Here is a 16308-nt window from a genome sequence, read left to right on the forward strand (position 1 = left end):
AGAGCCGGGCGCAACAGCCTGCCTGTTGTACCGAACATAGCAAGCGCGCATATAAATGGACTAATGATCACCCGATGAGTTTCTTGGCTAGTCCCAATTGATGATGTACTTGATCAAAGCCTGTGCCGCCGAGCGAATTGCGGCGTTTGACCGCCGTCTGCGGAAGCAAGGTTTCGTAAATATCGTCTTCAATGAGCGGGCTCGCTGCCTGGAGGTCCTCAAGCGGCAAATCTTTCAAATAATAGCCGCGCTGGATGCATGTGAAGACCAGCTTGCCGGTCACATCATGCGCTTCGCGGAACGGCAGGCCTTTCGCCGCCAAGTAATCCGCCAATTCCGTCGCATTCGAAAAGTCGGAGTTTACCGCTTTTTCCATGGAGGCGGTGTTGACCTTCATCGTCCGGATCATGCCTTCAAAAATCGGCAAAGACCCCATCAAAGTGTGGACTGTGTCGAACATGCCTTCCTTGTCCTCCTGCATATCTTTATTGTAGGCAAGCGGCAGGCCTTTCAAGGTCGTCAGCAAGCCGAACAGATTGCCGTAGACACGCCCCGTCTTGCCGCGGACAAGCTCCGCCATGTCCGGGTTTTTCTTTTGCGGCATGATGCTCGAGCCGGTCGAGAAGGTGTCATCGAGTTCAATGAAACGGAACTCTTCGCTCGACCACAGGATGATCTCTTCTGCAAATCGCGACAAGTGCATCATGAGCATTGATGAGTTGCTGAGGAACTCCAGGATAAAATCGCGGTCGCTGACGGCGTCCAGGCTGTTTTGGTAGACGCCTGAGAAGCCGAGCAGTTCAGCGGACAGTTCGCGGTCGATCGGGAAACTCGTTCCGGACATCGCTCCTGCTCCTAAAGGCGACACATCGATGCGCTTCAAGGATTCCTGCATGCGTTCTTTGTCGCGCTGCAGCATCCAGAAATAGGTCATCAAATGATGGCCGAATGAGATCGGTTGTGCGCGCTGAAGATGCGTGTACCCCGGCACGACCGTCTCGACATGGATTTCCGCCTGCTCGACGATCGCCGACTGGAAAGCTTCAATCAATTCGACGATTTCCATCACACGGTTTTTCAAATACAGATGCATGTCCGTCGCTACCTGGTCATTGCGGCTTCTGCCGGTATGGAGTTTGCCGCCGACCGGGCCGATCTCATCGATCAGGAGCTTTTCTAAATTCAAGTGGATGTCCTCGTTCGATACGCTGTACTCGAGTTCTCCGTTCTCCGCTTTTTGCTGCAGCGCCTGAAGCCCTGACAGGATAAGATCAGCGTCTTGCTGAGGAAGGATCTTGCAGGAAGACAGCATGGTGACATGCGCCATGCTGCCTTGGAGGTCCTCGAGCACTAATTTCTGGTCAAAGGAAATGGAAGCCCCGAACTCGTCGACCCACTGTTCAGCTGTCTTTTGGAAACGACCGCCCCACAGTTTGGTCATAGCTGTACCTCCTCTTTGACTTGTGCCGTGACCGCAACTTCCTTCTTGTTGATTTTAGAGTTGACGACTGTCGGTAAGCCCCATAGCTCGATGAATCCGACCGCGGACTCATGGTTGAACGTATCGTCTGTCGAATACGTCGCCAGTTCTTCGCTGTACAAGGAGTTCGGTGACTTACGCCCTTCCGTGATGGCATGGCCTTTGAACAATTTCACACGCACGGTGCCGTTGACGAACTCCTGTGTCTCTTTAAGGAATGCTTCAAGTGCCACACGCAACGGAGAGAACCATAGCCCTTCATAGATCAATTCCGTCATTTTCTTCTCGATGACCGGCTTGAAATGAGCCATTTCTTTTACCAAGGTGATGTCTTCCAGTTCTTTATGCGCGGCGATCAAGGTCATCGCTGCCGGTGCTTCATAGATTTCACGGGATTTGATGCCGACCAGCCTGTTTTCCACATGGTCGATTCTGCCGACGCCGTGTTTGCCTGCGATATGGTTCAATTCAAAGATCAAATCCGTCAATTTATAGTCGATGCCGTTCAATTTTGTCGGAACGCCTTTGACGAATTCGATTTCCACGATATCCGGCGTATCCGGCGTGTCTTCTAGTGCATTGGTGATATCATATGCATCGGCTGGCGGTGTTGCCCAAGGGTCTTCAAGGATGCCGCATTCGTTGGCACGGCCCCACAGGTTCATGTCGATGGAGAATGGCGAATCCAAGTTGACCGGTACCGGCACGTCATGCTGTTTCGCGTAAGCGATCTCCTCGTCACGCGACCACCCCCACTGGCGAACTGGTGCGACGACTTCAAGGTCCGGGTTCAACGATTTGATGGAAACTTCAAAACGAACTTGGTCGTTGCCTTTTCCTGTGCAACCGTGGGCAACAGCCGTTGCGCCGCTTTCCACTGCGATTTCCACGAGTTTTTTGGAAATCAACGGACGCGACAATGCCGAAACGAGCGGGTATTTGCCTTCATATAATGTATGGGCTTGAAGCGAAATGAGTGCATAGTCTTCGGCAAATTCGTCTCTGGCATCAATCATATAACTTTCGACCGCTCCGACTTGCAGCGCTTTTTGTTTGATGAAGTCCAAGTCTTTTCCTTCTCCGATGTCGAGACAAACAGCGACGACGTCATAGCCTTGTGATTTGAGCCATGGAATGGCCACCGATGTATCCAGTCCACCTGAGTATGCGAGTACGATTTTTTTGTTCATATAATATGACCTCCTGTATTTTTATGCGTTATATGCGATGAATATACACATAATAACATGGCATTTTTTATAACGCAAGGGAAGATGCGCATAAATTTTCATGTTTTTTAGGAAATATGCAAAAAATCGTGTTTCTTCTATAAGAAAGAACATCTTCTGTACATGCAAAAACCCGGAAGGCTCACTGCCATCCGGGTTTTCTGCTGCCGGGATCTGCCGTTCGGCTTACTCCTCGGTATCTTCCGTTTGTTCTTCCTCTTCTTCATTGCCCATTGTATATTCCAATGTATTCATGTCGATGCGCACTTCCGTCAAATCGCCGGTTTCCATATTATTGAATAAAAACCCGATTTCATCGCCGCGCACGATCGGTTGGCCCATCAAAATCAATTGGGACAATTGCTCTTCATTGATGAACGCCTGCAAAGCTTCGGATTGGCGCTTGGACTCTCCGTCCTGCAAGATCGTAATCTTTTCAGCTTCGCCTTGCATCGGGAACGATTCTTCAAGCGGGCCAGTATAATCCGTCGTGACTTTCATGCCGGTGCGCAAATCGCTGATGACAGCTTCCGTCGTTTCGCCGCCTTCTGCAAACTGGACTTCGACATCTTCCGGTACAGAGAAATAAATATTATTGATGAGGATGCGCCCGCTTCCGATCTGTGTAATGAAGCCTTCTTCTGTCAGGCCTTCCTGTTCGACTGCAATTTCCGGTTCTTCTTCGGTTCCTGCCGGCTCCGCAGGTTCTGTCGGCGCGGCATCATCGGAGCAACCTGCCAATAGCAGGAAGCCTGCGAGAAATAAACTAGCTTTTTTCAATTTATCCCAATCCTTTACGCTTAGATTCTTGTTGCAACTCTTAATTTTCAGTTTACCTGCTGAAGCTTTTGCATGCAACTCTCTGCCTCAAGCCTGACGGTAGACGAAAATGCCCCGGTCGTCCAACCGCTCTTCGATCAAGCCGTCTTCGAGCAAGTAATCGATTTGGCCGATCGTCTCGGACAGTGTCAGGCCGAGTTCTTTTTCGTAGGCATGCGGAAACAGCTGCTGCGTCAATTCATAAACCGACTGCTCGTGTGCCCGGTCGAGCATGTCCAGCACTTTCATTGCCCGTAAGTGCTGCTTTTCGAGTCGTGTGGAGACGAGTTCGTGGACGTTGCGCACATCTTCCCCGTGGCCGCTGTAGATGACGTCGATCGGCATTTTTAGTAGCCGGCTGAGTGAGGCATTGTACTGCAGCAAGGATTTCGGTCGCCCTTCTTCGGGGTTGTACGGCGGTTCGATGAGCGGGTTCGATGACACTTTCGCGATGACGTGGTCGCCGCCGATCATCGTGCGGTCTTCCGGATTCCAAAACGACAGATGGCTTTGGGCATGTCCCAAGGTTTCCATGACATGCCAGTCCGCATGGCCCGGAATCGTATCCCCTTCATTGATCGCCATGTCGAGCGGTCGGTTGCCCATCAAATTGAGCGGCCGCTTCATCTTTTTCATCCAGAACATCAAATCGCCCGGCACCCCTTCTTCTTTCAAGCGCTCCTGATAGAACGCGTCATGATAATCGAAAAAAGCTTCGTCCCGGCGCAGCCACAAGTCGTTATACGGATGGCCGTACAGTTTCGCGCCCTCGAAGCCGTCGACCCATCCCGCGTGGTCCGGGTGGTGATGGGTCAAGACCACCTGCTCGATGTCTTCAGGGGCGACATTCGCCGCTTTCAGGCCGGCCTTGAGCGCTTCCCAGGCTTCCGGTGTTTTCGGCCCGGCATCGATCAAGGTCAACGCGTCGCCTTTCAATAGATAAGAATTGACATCTCCGACCGCAAATGGCGTCGGGATGGTGATTTTGATCGGTTCCATCATTCCCACTCCCTTAAAATGAATGTCTATTCACTTATCATACCTTGAATGGCAGGCGCCGTCACGCCGGCTGGCCAATTTGACAAATAAAATTTGGTTACTTATAATTTAATAACATATGTAAGCGTAGATGAAGATTAGTACGGAAGGTGATGGGTACAAGAGAGTGCCGCCAACGCTGAAACGCCGCACCCCCGCTCCCCTCCTGAACCTGCTTCTGAGCTGCCGTGTAAACACGGCCGTCTGTCCGCGATAAGGATATCGAGTTGTGCGATTGTGCAAACTTAGGTGGTACCGCGGAAACAAGCGTTTTCGTCCTTGGAATAACAGGGATGATTGCGCTTTTTATTTTGAGAAAAGGAAGTGGAATGTATGAAAATTGTATGTGTAGGGGCCGGATCGATGGCCGAATCCATGATCCACGGCTGGATCAACAAGCGAATCATGAAACCGGAAGAGATCTCCGTCATGAACCGGTCAGACCAGGACCGCTTGGAATTTTTGCACGATGAATACGGCGTCAACATCGTCTGCGACGACAAGACCGAACTGAGAGACGCGGATTTCATCCTGCTCGCGATGAAACCGAAAGATGTCGAAGTGGCATTGAAAGGCATCCGCGAAAAATTGACAGGTGATACCGTCATCGTCTCCGTCGCGGCAGGCGTTTCGATTGAGACCATCCAAAAACATGTTGGCGATTTCGCCGTTGCCCGTGCAATGCCAAATACCTCTGCGCAAATCGGCAAGTCGGCAACAGGCGTCGCCTGGAGCAAATTCGTCACCAAAGAACAGCAGCATTTGCTGAGAAAGCTATTGTCGTCGATCGGCGGCGTAACGGTCGTGGAAGAAGACCAATTGCACGCGGTGACCGGCATTGCAGGAAGCGGCCCGGCGTATCTCTACTATTTCGCAGAGTCCATGGTACAGGCAGGAATCGACAACGGCCTGTCTTCTGCCGATGCGAAGAAGCTCGTGCGCCAAACCTTCGACGGCGCAGCGGAAATGCTCCAACAAGAAGATTTTGGCGAGTTGCGCAAGCGTGTCACGAGCCCGAACGGCACGACCGCAGCCGGACTTCAAGCCCTCTATGATAATGACTTCAAGCGCATCGTCGGCGATTGTGTCACATCCGCCGCCAACCGCTCCCGGGAACTCGGGAAAGAATTCGAATAATAAACAGGAACAACCCACAGAAGCGACAGCTTTTGCGGGTTGTTCCTGTTTATCGGGCTATTTTCACCGCTAAAGAAACACAACATGCAAGGCTTTCGAATCGAACGCCTGGGGGATTTCCGGTATACTAATCTCTTGTATAGAGACTGAAGGAGGAATTTCACGTGGCAAAACTTTTCGAAGAATTCGAGATCAAGGGCGTCCATTTCAAAAACCGCATCGTCATGGCCCCGATGTGCATGTACCAAAGCGACAAGGAAGACGGGCATGTCACCGATTGGCACCGTGTCCATTATCCGACGCGCGCGGTCGGCGGCGTCGGATTGATCATCACCGAAGCGACCGCCGTCCAACCGATCGGGCGCATTTCGTCCCGCGACCTCGGCATCTGGGATGATGCCCATATCGACGGACAGGCGGAAATCGTCCGCTTGATAAAAGCGAACGGCGCGAAAACCGGTATCCAATTGGCGCATGCCGGCAGAAAAGCGACTGTGGACGGCGACATCCAGGCCCCAAGTGCGATTGCCTTCAACGATAAATACAAAACACCGAAAGCAATGACAATTGAAGAAATCGATGAGACCGTCCAAGCGTTCAAGGACGGCGCCGTACGCGCCAAAAAAGCCGGCTTCGACATTATCGAAATCCATGCAGCGCACGGTTATTTGATCAACCAGTTCTTGTCTCCGCTGACCAACCAACGCACCGATGAGTATGGCGGCACGAGCGAGAACCGCTACCGCCTGCTGCGCCGTGTATTGGACGCAGTGAATGCCGTATGGGACGGGCCATTGTTCGTGCGCATTTCGGCAGAAGATTACAGAGACGGCGGCATGACGCCTGAACAATACGTCGAGATGACCAAATGGATGAAACAGCAGAACGTCGATTTGATCGATGTCAGTTCGGGAGCCGTCGTACCGGCACAAATTCCGGTATTCCCCGGCTATCAAGTGAATTTTGCGGAGACGATCAAAAAAGAAACGCCAATCGCAACCGGCGCTGTCGGCTTGATCACGGAACCGCGCCATGCAGAAGAAATTCTCCAGAACGGCCGCGCGGATTTCATCTTCCTGGCACGCGAATTGCTGCGCAATCCGTATTGGGCCTACACCGCTGCCCGGGAGCTCGAAGCCGATATCGAAGCTCCTGTGCCTTATGAGCGGGGTTGGATATGAGACAGTTGCAAAATAGCTGTAATTTAGTATACTGAAAGTAACGAAAAAAACCGGATGCTGTGTGCATCCGGCCAGCTGCATGCCGCCTTTCGAGGGCGGTCGGCTGGACACTATAGGTTTACGAAATAACCGTCAGCCCACGCCAATGGGACGGTTATTTTTTTTTTGGAATGACCAGAATCAAGGATATGACGAGCGTCAATGCACTGATCGTCAACCCGACACTCGTGAACACAAGCGAGAATGCTTCTGCCATGGTCATGCTACCACCCCCTTTCTATAGGGAATGGCCAAACCGCCCTCATGCAGCTGTATCTTCATTTTACCACAAATCGAACACTTGTTCTATTGATAACTGTAAAAATAATCAGTAAAAATAACCCAATTTCACACAAAACATTCGCGGATAATGCCATTGCGAATGAGATGCGCTTGTTGAATTGAAAGAAGCACAAACCCCTATGCCATTCAATACGGCATGGGGGTTTGTGCTTGAATGAGGCTATTCTTTAAGGAGCCAAGCTTCCTTCATATCCACCAGCAAATCGATCGGTTCCCCGACTGCCGTTTTTTCAGCTTGGGAGGTGGTGAACACACATTCCAATAGCTGGTTCCCTGCTTTCACTTTCAGGATGTACATTCCGCGCCCGTAGTTCATTTCCTGGACGATGCCTCTAACCCGGACATGGCCCAATGGCTCACATTCCGCTGCTTTGATCGCCTCTGGCCTGATGACCATAAAGTAATCCCCGTCTGCCAGCTGGCCATTTACTCTCGCTTCAATTATGCCGCCAGCGGAGACGAAACGGCCATTTTCCAGCGTTCCGCTCAAGATATTTCGCAAGCCAAGGAAAGCGGCGACCGCTGTCGTTTCAGGGCGTTCGTATAATTGCCGCGCACTGCCGACCTGTTGCAATTTGCCATCGCCCATGACCGCGATCCGGTCGGATAAGGCGAAAGCTTCATCGCGGTCGTGCGTCACAAACAAGACAGTGACGCGAAATTCTTTTTGGATGCGGCTCAGCAAATCGCGCATCCCTTCCCGAAGTCCCGGATCGAGCGCGCTGAATGGTTCATCCATCAACAAGACATGCGGATGGGCCACCAAAGCCCTGGCGAGCGCCACGCGCTGCTGCTGCCCGCCGCTCAGTTCGTCGGGAGAGCGGCTGCCAAATCCGTCGAGCCCGACGCGTTCGAGCATCTCGCGCGCCGCTTTCAAGCGCTGCTTTTTGCCCACTTTCTGCATTTTTAAGCCAAACGCGACGTTGTCCTCAACAGTTTTATGCGGAAACAGCAACGATTGTTGGAACACCATCGCGAATCGTCTCGATTCAGGCGGCACATTCGTCAAGTTTTCATCCCCCAGCCAAACCTCTCCGCCATCTGCTTCCAATAAGCCCGCGACCAGTTTCAGCAAAGTCGTCTTGCCGCAGCCGGAAGGCCCAAGCAGCGAAAAGAACTCCCCTTTACGAATGTCCAGCCGGACCGGGCGAAGCACGAACGATGCTTTGCCTTTTTGCTGCACGGTTTGGTATCGTTTTTCCATATCGATGATGCGCAAATCGCTCACGGTTTCACTCCTTTCGCTTTATCCTGTGAGGCTTTATTCATTTGGTAATAGCGTTTTAACGCTGCATCCATCACGACCAACGCCAAAATAGCGATCGCTGCATACAGCAATGAATAAGCCGACGCTATGCTTGGATCTCCCCCGCTGATAAACGGAAACAGCAAGATCGGCAAAGTGACGACTTGGCCCGCACCGATGATGAAGGTGATCAAGTATTGGCTCAAGGAGATCAAGACGCTTAAACTTGCGCCTGCCAATATGCCGGGTAAAAGATGCGGCAACACAACATGAAAGAATCGCGGCATCGCCCCTGCCCCCAACATGCGCGCCTGGTCTTCCCAATCAGTTGACAAGGTTTGATAGCTGACCATCACCGCCCGGAACATATATGGCAAGGTCGGCGCGATATGCGCCAACACCACTCCCAAAACGGTTTCCGTCAATCCGAATCGCAAAAAGGTCAAGTGGATTCCCATGACCGAGATAAAAGGCGGAATGATGATCGGCGCAAAAATGACCGCTTCAAAAACCCATCTGCCGCGGACCGGATAACGCACCAAGGCGTTGGCCGCCGGGACCGCCAAGAAGATATTTGCAGCCGTGACGATCAGCGCAATCCATAAGCTGATGCCGACCGCTTGCCATGTACGCCCGTCATTCACGACATACTCCCATGCACGGAGGCTCCAGGCTTGCGGCACAATATCCGGCCAGCGCCAGCCGAATGACAGGCTCGATAAAATCAAGGGCACAAACGGAACGATGACAAAAATGAATAACCCGGTAAATAAAAATAAGGACAGGAGCTTCGGATATTTGTTCATTAGCTCCACCCCTTCAGAACATTCCAGCGCTTACTGAAGTAATACGCCACAAGCCCCAGCAAAATCGTAATCGCCGCAAGGACCATATTGACGGCAAGCGCCTCGGGACGGTCTGCAAGCGTGCCGCTTGTGTAAAGCTGATATGAATAAACCGGCAAGACGCTTGGATAGGTAACACCGAGCAGATACGGCACTTCAAAAGCGGAAAACGTAAACACAAAGACAATGAACGAGGCAATCGCCCACGCCGGCATCATGACAGGCAGCACCACTTCCCGGATAAATTGCCAATTGCCCGCACCGAAAACACGTGACACTTCACGCCAGGAGCCGTGGATCCGCGACAGCACCGGATACAGCATAAGCGCCACAAAAGGCGCTTCTTTCCAAGCATAGGCAAGGATGATCCCCCACCCGAACGGGTCATTGACGAGCACCGGAAAATCCGTGATGTCCTCAATCCAGCCTATAGCCGCAAATAGTCTCGCCACAAATCCGCTTTGCATGAACAGCAACACGATGATATAACCGGCGACCAGATGCGGTATGGTCAGTGGCAATTGAAACACGCGATGCCAAGCTTTTGGCGACGCGGTTTTTACGGATTCATTGAGCAAAAACAAAGCCACGGCAACGAGCGCCCCGATGACAGCAGACAGGAGCGAAGACAGTGCCGCGACCCGCAGCGTGAGCGCCAGCGATTCCCAAAAAGCGCCCGAATGCAGGAGCCTGTCGTAGGCCGCCAAGTTCAAGCCCGTCTCCCCGGTTGCCGGGAAATAGCCGAAGCTTTTCAGTAAGCCATCAAAAATCCCCCCGAAAAACAGGAGGACGATTGTACCGGCAGCCGGCAGCAGCAAAAGATACGGCTTACTCTTTCGCCACATGTTCCGTCCAACCTTTTTCAATGATGTCGATATAATCGGATGACAATTCCGGCAAGCGATTTTGCTCCAATTCTTCTATTGAAAGTGTCGCTTCCCCGAGATCCACTTCATTCATCGCCTGTTGCTCCCCGGGCGACAACTTCTCCAAATCGAGCGCCGTTAAATCGCCCCAGTTCTCAGGCGATAATTTAGCGGTCTGGGCGGCTGGCGACATCAGCTCATTGATGGCGACAAGCGCTCCAGCTTTATCCGAGGCGTTGAACGGAATCGACAGGAAATGCGTATTCGCGAGTGTTCCTCCGTCTAATAGATAGGTGCGGGTCGATTCCGGGAACCGCCCTTTCAAAACTTCGCTTGCAGCGAGTGCCGGGTCGTAGCTCATGGTCATGCCGATTTCACCGCTCGCAAACAATTGGTCTTGTTTCGCCAGGCTTTCCGGGTAAGTCTCGCCCTCGCGCCATAAATACGGCTCGATGCCGTTCAAGTATTGCCACATCGGCTCGAGGCGTTGTTCCAAATCTTCAATCTCTGCAGCGGGCTGCTGATACTGCTCGTGCCCGCCGGTCGTTTCATACAGTACTTGGCGGACAAAAGCACTTCCCGTGAAATCTGGCGGTGCGGGGTATGTGAACTGACTCGGATGTTCCTGAACCCACTCGGCGAGCTCGGCCATTGATTTTGGCGGGGATTCGTGTTGATCTTCGTCATGCACGAACACGAATTGCGCCTTGCCCCACGGTGCTTCCAAGCCTTCTACCGGCTCCCCGAAATCCTCGGAAACTTCCGGTGCATCCGCATCGATGTAATCATTGAAATTCGGCAGCTGTCCAGTGAAATTCCCCCATAGCAAGCCATTGTCTTTTGCGGCTTTGAAGTTTTCGCCGTTGATCCAGACGATGTCCATGCTGCCATCGGTTTTACCGGCCGTTTTTTCGTCGAGCAATTGGTTGATGATGTCTTGTGCGTCGTTCATCGGCACACGGGTCAACTCGATGCCGTGCTGTTCTTTCATTCGAGGCGCGACCCAGTCATCTAAATAAGTATTGATGTTGTCGTTTCCGCCCCACATGTACATGTTGACTTCCTGGCCTTGCGCCGCTTCTTGAATAACGTTCCAGTCATCCGTCAATAAGCTGTCTGCCTCCGATGCACTTCCTGCATCTCCGGATGAACAGGCTGACAAGGCGAGGGCCAGGATGCCAAATACCGTTATAGGATATATCTTCATTTGTCCCACTTCCTATTTCCTTTTATGCTGCTTCTCTGTATCTTCAATCAAGCATCAACCGGGAGCTTCGCTTATCGCAATCAATCAAGTCGGTTTGCCCCCGTTTTTTCGCTTCCAGCGGTTGCGGATCGCAATCGGGATGACCGTCAGAATAATGAATACAGCGATCGCTGCGGCAATGATTTTCGGGTTTCCGCTGACAAAACTGCTGCCGAGAAAATTATAGGCGAAAGTTCCCGGAATGATGCCAATCAAGGTCGCCAAGGCAAACGACACGAAACGCACTTTGGCAATCGCCGCCATATAGCTGATCAAGTCGAAGTTGATGACCGGAATCAACCGGAATAGCAGCACATACAAAAAGCCGTTCTGCTCCATTTGCGTCTGAAATTTCGCGGCATTTCCAGTCCATTTTTTGGAAACAATGCTTTTTCCTACCGACTTGGCGACCATAAAGGACAGCATCGCCCCCATAGTTGCGCCCATGACGGTATAAAGGGTCCCCATCCAGGCACCGAAAGCCAAACCGCCGGCAATCGACAGCACCGATGCCGGGAAGAATATGAGTGGCCGGATGGTGTACACGATGATATAGATGACGGGCGCCCACAACCCAAACGACAAAATCCAGTTGCGGAGATCTTCCGCTTCTACGTCGAAGACGGAACGGCTGAGCCAAATAACCAAGCCGAGCGCCACAGCCGCCAGCACCCATTTGATGACACGCATGTCCTTCATGAATTGCGCGTGTGGGTCGAAATGCTTGTGTAGCGTCTTTTCATTTCATCGTAGCGCTTGCGGTTAACCCCTTGGTCTGAATAACCGACGCGCGAGGCAGATCGGAACTCGATTTGCTGTGCTGCATCGTTAAAGAAGAATTCGATATCGTCCTTGAATTTCATCAGTTTGCTTGTGGCAATTGCATAAACATAATTATCATTCACTTGCACAATCCGGACGCCATCGTAACCTTTCAGCATGCCCATCAAGTTCTTTTTCGCCTGTTCTTTACGGCCGTTGTAGGGCCATGCTGGAACGAATTTATCCCGGTCATTTGTTTGCGACGAAACGGCATTTGGCGTCGAAGGCATTTCCTTGAGCCGGCCATTTTTAACGCCAAGTTTTGGCTTGGTGTTGTTTTGGATCGCCATATTGGCGATGCCGAGCCCTGCCGCTGCTGCAGCCCCGTACAAGCCGATTTTCTCGACCGGCAACTCGCCCGCTTTTGCTTTGTTGAAGGTTTTCACGATTGGTTGATTCAGCAAATTATCGACATAGACTTTCTTGCCGATTTTCACCAGCACTTCGCTGTAAGTTGGATACGGATGAATGACACTGGACAATTTCCCCATATTGATGCCGAGTGTTTTCAGTGTCTGAATTTGGCTGATGATTTCGCCAGCCCGGTCGCCCAGAATGCTCGCCCCAAGAATATAGCCTTTTTTATCGAGAACGATCTTCACTTTGCCGATCGAATCTTGCTTCGTATTGGCACGGTCGATATCCGCATAATCGTGTTCGTAGACGCGGATCGAATCGCCGTATTGTTCACGTGCCTGCGCTTCCGTCAAACCAGAATGGCCAAGTTCCGGATCTGTGTATGTACACCACGTGACGTGATCGTATTTCATTTTGCGGTTGATCGGCAAAATGGCATTCTGCGTCGCCGTAATGCCTTGTGCATTCGCCATATGCGAGAGTTGATAAGGACCGACGACATCGCCGATGGCATAGATCCCTTTGGCAGTTGTTTCCATATGTTCGTCCACTTGAATGCGTTTCTTATCGTACTCGACACCGGCAATTTCGAGGTTATAGCCGGAGACGTTCGCTTGGCGTCCAAGCGCAACGAGAAGCCCTTCATTTGAAATCGCCGTTTGTGTGCCGTCTTTTTCGACCGTCAGTTCAATTTGGCCGTCTTGTTGCGCAGCTTTCACGGCTGTCGCGCCGACGTGGATCGTGACGCCTTCCTCGATGAGCCGCTGCTGGATCATCAACGCGAGTTCTTCGTCATCGTTAGACAAGATGCGATCCGATTTTTCAACCAGCGTCACCTCGACACCGAGACGGTTGAGCGCTTGGCTCATCTCGACACCGATCGGGCCAGCGCCTAAAATGGTCATCGTTTTCGGGAAGGATTCCAGTTTGAAAATCGTTTCATTGGTCAGGTAATCCACTTCATCCAAGCCATCAATCGGCGGTACCAGTGGCGTGGAGCCCGTGGAGAGAATGATCTTTTTCGCTTCAATCGTTTCCCCTTCCACCTCCAATGTGTTCGGCCCCGTGAACGTGGCGTAGGCATTGACAAAGTCGATGCCGGATTTCTCTAGCACTTCCGGCGATTCACCGGCGTAAACTTTTTGAATGACTTTTTGGATATCTTTCAATACTTCCGATGTATCGATTTTCAGCTCAGGTGAATACTTTTTGGCGTGATGGACTTCTTTTGCGATATTGATGAGCGATTTGCTCGGAATGCAGCCGGACCATGTACATTCCCCGCCTGGCAGGTTCTTGTCGATCAGTACGGTCTTCTTCGAAAATCCAGCGGCTGTAAAAGCGGCCGTTAAGCCTGCTGCGCCTGCCCCGATAATTGCAATATCATATTTTTTGGCCATTTCTACCAAATCCTTTCTTTCCTGAAGTACATACATCTTATCAAAAAGGCCCGTGCATTTACCTTTAATCCCCCTCGGAATTATCGACTATTTTTTAATGGGCTGCCCGAAACCCAAGCGCTTTGATGGGTCCAGCCGTCCGGGATGTTATATACTGATAGCATCCTCAACACGAAAAGGTGACATCCATGCTTGATACATACGCCAGAAAACATGTACAACCGGCCGTTGATAAAACTGCTGACTTTCTATTGAAAAAAGGCTGGACGGCTGATGGGGTGACCAAGACGGCATTTGCCATCGGCCTGTCGTCCGGTGTCTTCATCTACCTGGACCAGCCGGCTCTGGCGCTTATCGCGCTTTGGCTATCCGGATTCTTGGATGTGGTCGACGGGACGATGGCAAGAAAAACGAAGCCTTCTCCGTGGGGCACGCTGCTCGACATCAGTTTTGACCGGCTGGTGGAAATCAGCGTCATCCTCGGCCTTGCTTTCCGCTTTCCGGACTCGATGTGGGCCTTGCTGCTACTAAGCGCATCGATCATCGTCGCCATGACCGTTTTCTTGACCGTCGGGGCATTGTCCGAAAAACAAGGGATGAAATCATTCTATTATCAAGCGGGGCTTGCGGAACGGACAGAAGGGTTTATCCTGTTTAGTTTGATGATCGTCTTTTCGCCTTATTTGACGGCGATCACCTTATTGTTTATCGCCGTGCAGATTTTCACCATTTTTCAGCGCATGGCCGAAGCCAAACGGATTTTGTCTTAAGGAGTGTTGAACATGAAAATTGTCGTCTTGGTCGGCGGCGGCCACGCCCATTTGCATTGCCTCGCCCAATTCGCAAAAAAGCCCCGGGAAGATGTGCAATTGGTGCTCATCTCGCCTGCGGTCCATCAATATTATTCAGGGATGTTTTCAGGATTCACTGAAGGGGTTTACGGCTTGGATGAGATCCGCATCGACTTGGATCAACTTGCCCAAAAAATCGGCGTTGCTTTTTATCAAGACGCCATTTGTTCCATCGACCCAAAATCCTGCACACTGACGGGACAGCATGGCGAGACCTATCCTTATGATGCAGTGTCTTTCGACATCGGGTCATACACGGACAGCCCCGAAGCGCTGGAAAAATACATATCGCCAATCAAGCCCAATTACCATTTCCCGGAACAATTGCTGAAGTTTCGAAAATCCGCCCAGCCGGTCATTGTCGGAGGCGGCGCATCGGGCGTGGAATTGGCCTTTTCTACACATGCCTGGCGCATGCGGAGTTACTTTTCTACCGATGCTTTGTTGTTCAGTTCAGGTGCGCTGTTGTCGGCTCACGGGGCGGCCGTTTCCAAAAAAATCGAGGCGATCGCCCGAAAAAAAGCGCTGACCTTTTTCACGGATGTAACAATAGAAGATATCGACGAAACTTCCGTCACCGCAAGCGACGGCGTTTCCCACCCCCAAACAGACGTGCTGTGGCTGACCGGACCGAAAAGCGCAAGGCTATTCAAGCGCTCAGGCATGCCGGTCGACCGTGCCGGATTTTTGACCGTCAGTGCGGCGCTTCAATCGACCCGTTTCCCCGAAATTTTCGGTGCCGGCGATTGCGTCTCGATCGACCGCTATCCAGGCCTTGCGAAAAACGGCGTCTATGCGGTTCGCCAAGGCCCCGTGCTGTGGGACAATCTCCTGCATTTTCTTGATGGAGAGCAATTGTCCGCCTTCATTCCGCAAAAACGCTATGTCGCGATTCTCTCCACAGGTGGCGGGGAAGCTTTCTTGACTTATGGGCACTGGGGCATGCATGGCAAATTCCCCTGGAAACTCAAGCAGTTAATCGACAAGAAATTCATGAAGCGTTACCAGGATATCTACCAATAAACCTCGATTATCTTTCTACCCGTACAGCGTAGTTTCCATATGAAGCGTTGAGGGCTTGAGTCCATTCCTAAATAGCATCTTGAAATTTTTTCCCATTCTCGCTATAATTCTTTATACACGTAGGTGAATCATCTCCCGCTACCATCCAGCGGGCTTCATAACAGACAGTTAAATGGAAATCAAAAAATGCAGCACAGGCTGCTATATTGGAATTGCGCAGAGTATATACCTGACAATAGAGCTGGGAATAACGCCAAAGAGAATGAATCATTCTTTTTGGCGTCTTTTTTTATGTTTCGAGCAGCCTGTAAATGGCGTTTAGAAGTTTTAAATGCGAATCAGAGGCTTCCTACACCCCAATGAGAAGCCCGCTATTGCAGTCTGATATAGAAGCAAGCCCTACCGGGGTACTCGAAAAGCGCTTTT

The 16308-nt window shown here is 51.4% G+C and carries 14 protein-coding genes; 4 read left to right on the forward strand and 10 right to left on the reverse strand.

The features are described 5' to 3' along the window. Positions 1–67: 67 nt before the first annotated feature. From argH to AB9R92_RS04000, 4 genes are all read right to left on the reverse strand, one after another. A complete protein-coding gene (gene argH, locus AB9R92_RS03985) occupies positions 68–1441 on the reverse strand; it encodes an argininosuccinate lyase (RefSeq protein WP_370668215.1) in 1374 nt (457 codons plus the stop codon). Then, positions 1438–2670, reverse strand: a complete 1233-nt coding sequence (locus AB9R92_RS03990) for an argininosuccinate synthase (protein WP_370668216.1) — start codon at positions 2668–2670, stop codon at positions 1438–1440. The genes argH and AB9R92_RS03990 overlap by 4 nt, the downstream gene beginning before the upstream one ends. 225 nt (positions 2671–2895) lie before the next feature. Beyond that, complete coding sequence (locus AB9R92_RS03995) at positions 2896–3489, reverse strand: DUF3221 domain-containing protein (RefSeq protein ID WP_370668217.1); 594 nt, start codon at positions 3487–3489, stop codon at positions 2896–2898. Between the two features lie 87 nt (positions 3490–3576). Beyond that, positions 3577–4527 carry an MBL fold metallo-hydrolase gene (locus AB9R92_RS04000; protein WP_370668218.1) on the reverse strand — a complete coding sequence of 317 codons (951 nt, stop codon included), beginning with the start codon at positions 4525–4527 and terminating at the stop codon, positions 3577–3579. A gap of 372 nt (positions 4528–4899) precedes the next feature. On the opposite strand from AB9R92_RS04000, the gene proC reads away from it, so the two are divergent. Further along, the gene (gene proC / locus AB9R92_RS04005; RefSeq protein WP_370668219.1) at positions 4900–5703 is read left to right on the forward strand and encodes a pyrroline-5-carboxylate reductase; all 804 of its coding nucleotides are present in this window, start codon (positions 4900–4902) and stop codon (positions 5701–5703) included. A 164-nt stretch (positions 5704–5867) separates the two neighbouring features. Next, complete coding sequence (namA, locus tag AB9R92_RS04010) at positions 5868–6884, forward strand: NADPH dehydrogenase NamA (RefSeq protein ID WP_370668220.1); 1017 nt, start codon at positions 5868–5870, stop codon at positions 6882–6884. A gap of 502 nt (positions 6885–7386) precedes the next feature. Here namA and AB9R92_RS04015 read toward each other — a convergent pair. From AB9R92_RS04015 to AB9R92_RS04040, 6 genes are all read right to left on the reverse strand, one after another. Further along, on the reverse strand, positions 7387–8454 hold the full coding sequence (locus AB9R92_RS04015; protein WP_370668221.1) for an ABC transporter ATP-binding protein: 1068 nt from the start codon (positions 8452–8454) through the stop codon (positions 7387–7389). Then, entirely contained in the window at positions 8451–9278 is an 828-nt protein-coding gene (locus tag AB9R92_RS04020; protein WP_370668222.1) for an ABC transporter permease, read from the reverse strand. The genes AB9R92_RS04015 and AB9R92_RS04020 overlap by 4 nt, the downstream gene beginning before the upstream one ends. Then, a complete protein-coding gene (locus tag AB9R92_RS04025; RefSeq protein ID WP_370668223.1) occupies positions 9278–10162 on the reverse strand; it encodes an ABC transporter permease in 885 nt (294 codons plus the stop codon). Before AB9R92_RS04025 ends, AB9R92_RS04020 begins: the two co-directional genes overlap by 1 nt. Beyond that, positions 10146–11390 (reverse strand): ABC transporter substrate-binding protein, encoded by a 1245-nt coding sequence (locus AB9R92_RS04030; protein ID WP_370668224.1) that lies wholly within the window; start codon positions 11388–11390, stop codon positions 10146–10148. Before AB9R92_RS04030 ends, AB9R92_RS04025 begins: the two co-directional genes overlap by 17 nt. An 84-nt stretch (positions 11391–11474) precedes the next feature. After that, complete coding sequence (locus AB9R92_RS04035) at positions 11475–12128, reverse strand: TVP38/TMEM64 family protein (protein ID WP_370668225.1); 654 nt, start codon at positions 12126–12128, stop codon at positions 11475–11477. Continuing rightward, the gene (locus tag AB9R92_RS04040; RefSeq protein ID WP_370668226.1) at positions 12125–14008 is read right to left on the reverse strand and encodes an FAD-dependent oxidoreductase; all 1884 of its coding nucleotides are present in this window, start codon (positions 14006–14008) and stop codon (positions 12125–12127) included. The genes AB9R92_RS04035 and AB9R92_RS04040 overlap by 4 nt, the downstream gene beginning before the upstream one ends. Positions 14009–14196: 188 nt before the next feature. On the opposite strand from AB9R92_RS04040, the gene AB9R92_RS04045 reads away from it, so the two are divergent. Together AB9R92_RS04045 and AB9R92_RS04050 are read left to right on the forward strand one after the other, a co-directional pair. Beyond that, on the forward strand, positions 14197–14778 hold the full coding sequence (locus AB9R92_RS04045) for a CDP-alcohol phosphatidyltransferase family protein (protein WP_370668227.1): 582 nt from the start codon (positions 14197–14199) through the stop codon (positions 14776–14778). Between the two features lie 12 nt (positions 14779–14790). Next, on the forward strand, positions 14791–15882 hold the full coding sequence (locus tag AB9R92_RS04050; protein ID WP_370668228.1) for an FAD-dependent oxidoreductase: 1092 nt from the start codon (positions 14791–14793) through the stop codon (positions 15880–15882). Positions 15883–16308 lie beyond the last annotated feature (426 nt).

The sequence above is a fragment of the Planococcus sp. SSTMD024 genome (assembly GCF_041320495.1).
Classification (GTDB): Bacteria; Bacillota; Bacilli; order Bacillales_A; family Planococcaceae; genus Planococcus.

Coding starts and splice junctions, on each gene's coding strand:
- AB9R92_RS04045 (WP_370668227.1), top strand. CDS start 14,197: ATGCTTGATACATACGCCAGAAAACATGTACAACCGGCCGTTGATAAA.
- AB9R92_RS04050 (WP_370668228.1), top strand. CDS start 14,791: ATGAAAATTGTCGTCTTGGTCGGCGGCGGCCACGCCCATTTGCATTGC.
- AB9R92_RS04000 (WP_370668218.1), bottom strand. CDS start 4,527: ATGGAACCGATCAAAATCACCATCCCGACGCCATTTGCGGTCGGAGAT.
- AB9R92_RS04020 (WP_370668222.1), bottom strand. CDS start 9,278: ATGAACAAATATCCGAAGCTCCTGTCCTTATTTTTATTTACCGGGTTA.
- AB9R92_RS04035 (WP_370668225.1), bottom strand. CDS start 12,128: ATGAAGGACATGCGTGTCATCAAATGGGTGCTGGCGGCTGTGGCGCTC.
- AB9R92_RS03990 (WP_370668216.1), bottom strand. CDS start 2,670: ATGAACAAAAAAATCGTACTCGCATACTCAGGTGGACTGGATACATCG.
- proC (WP_370668219.1), top strand. CDS start 4,900: ATGAAAATTGTATGTGTAGGGGCCGGATCGATGGCCGAATCCATGATC.
- AB9R92_RS04040 (WP_370668226.1), bottom strand. CDS start 14,008: ATGGCCAAAAAATATGATATTGCAATTATCGGGGCAGGCGCAGCAGGC.
- AB9R92_RS04025 (WP_370668223.1), bottom strand. CDS start 10,162: ATGTGGCGAAAGAGTAAGCCGTATCTTTTGCTGCTGCCGGCTGCCGGT.
- argH (WP_370668215.1), bottom strand. CDS start 1,441: ATGACCAAACTGTGGGGCGGTCGTTTCCAAAAGACAGCTGAACAGTGG.
- AB9R92_RS04030 (WP_370668224.1), bottom strand. CDS start 11,390: ATGAAGATATATCCTATAACGGTATTTGGCATCCTGGCCCTCGCCTTG.